Source organism: Protofrankia sp. CiP1_Cm_nod2, assembly GCF_920664355.1.
Lineage (GTDB): Bacteria > Actinomycetota > Actinomycetes > Frankiales > Frankiaceae > Protofrankia.
On the sequence record NZ_CAKKTL010000284.1, the window covers coordinates 1 to 1,671 of the forward strand.

At 69.2% G+C, this 1,671-nt stretch carries 2 protein-coding genes; one reads left to right on the forward strand and one right to left on the reverse strand.

Annotated elements, in window-relative coordinates:
- Positions 1–826: non-homologous end joining protein Ku (gene ku, locus NBW84_RS21680; protein ID WP_250286904.1), on the reverse strand; the 826-nt coding region annotated here is incomplete at its 3' end.
- Positions 827–1,380: 554 nt separating this feature from the next.
- On the opposite strand from ku, the gene NBW84_RS21685 reads away from it, so the two are divergent.
- Positions 1,381–1,593 carry a hypothetical protein gene (locus NBW84_RS21685; protein WP_250286906.1) on the forward strand — a complete coding sequence of 71 codons (213 nt, stop codon included), beginning with the start codon at positions 1,381–1,383 and terminating at the stop codon, positions 1,591–1,593.
- The last annotated feature ends 78 nt before the right edge of the window (positions 1,594–1,671 follow it).

Genomic DNA, 1,671 nt, shown 5'->3' on the forward strand with positions numbered 1-1,671 from the left:
CGGCGGACCTGGCCGGGCGGCCGGTACCCCGGCCGGCGCCGGCGGGCGGCCGGTCGCGGTGGGCCCGCGCCACGCTGGCGGCGAGGACGGCCACCAGGTCGTCCGCGGAGGTGGCCGTCTCGTTCTCGACCGGCGGGGTCACCACGTCGCTGCCCGACACCTTCGCGTCGATGACGGCCTGCAGGGCCTGCCGGTAACCGTCGGTGTAGGGGGTCGGGTCGAAGTCGTCGGACAACGACTCGATCAGCGTCTGCGCCATGACCAGTTCCTGCGGGCCGACACGCACCTCCTCGTCCAGGAACGGGAAGTCCGGCCGGCGCACCTCGTCCGGCCAGAGCATCGTCGACAGGACGAGCACGTCGCCGCGTATCCGCAGGGTCGCGAGCTGCTCCCGCTGCCGCAGGGCGATCTTGACGAGCGCGACCCGGCCGGAGCCGCCGAGCGCGTCGCGCAGGAGCACGTACGACCTGACCCCGCCGCGGTCGGGCTCGACGTAGTAGCTCCTGGCGAAGTAGATCGGGTCGACCTGTGCCAGCGGGACGAACTCCAGCACGTCGATCGTGCGGGAGGTGGGCAGCGGCAGGTGCGCGAAGTCGTCGTCGGTGAGCACGACGGTCTCCCCGGAGGGCAGCTCGTAGCCTTTGGCGATCTCCGAGTAGGGCACTTCGGCGCCGTCCGCCGCCGCGACCCGCTTGTAGCGGATGCGGGACCCGTCCCAGCGCCTGACCTGGTGGAAGGAGACGTCCCGGTCCTCGGTGGCCGGGTAGAGCCGGACCGGAATCCGGACGAGACCGAAGGAGATCGCGCCTTTCCAGATCGACCGCATGCCCGCCCCTTACTGTGAGTGTGAGCGTGTTCATGGGTTGTCCCGACCGGCATACCGCGGCGGTGACAGCGCCGGATCACGACAGCGCCGGATCAGGCGTCCGCACTGGCGGACACGGCCCAGCGGGCCGCGCTCCGCAGCCGGCGAACACACTCCTTCCACAATGGTCTCCCAACGTCGAGGGGTAAGGAAGCCATGTGGACACAAAAGGCGAACGAATCGCGGACGGACGTACGCCACGAGCGACAGTGCCCGACCCCGGGAACCACCGCACGACGATCGCGACACAATTCCACACTCTGCACACTCTCCGTGCGCACTACTGTACCGACCGTTTCCATCCTGGTTGCTCCGTGGCCGGGCCGTTGCCTGCCCACGGCCGGATGAGCTGGTATTCATGGTGGGCGACGTGCCGGACCGAGTCGAAGAACACGGCAATCTTTTCCCACTTCGGCAGGTACGCCCGGCGCCCAGGTGGAAGGTTCCAAAACGGCGGTAGGGCCAACGCAAGAGTACAGAGGATCACAGTCCGTAGGCGCTGACAGGAGAAAGCCATGACCTCACCGACGGATCTTCCGCTCGACGTGCATGACGTTCTCGACCGTCCCGACGTGTCCGACGCGGACGCTGCGGAGCAGGCGCGCGAGGTCCTGACACGCGATCCGCTGCCGCTCACGGCGTCGTGGCCGTCGTCGCTGGAGGTCGACGAGTACGACGCCGCGGAACAGCAGATCGTCGTGGACGTCGACGAGGACGAGTACCGGTGAAGCGGGCCTGACCCGGGCGAGCCCCGCGCGGGCCCTGGTCCACGCGAGCCTCTGATCCAGCGGTGACGTGCCGGCGCC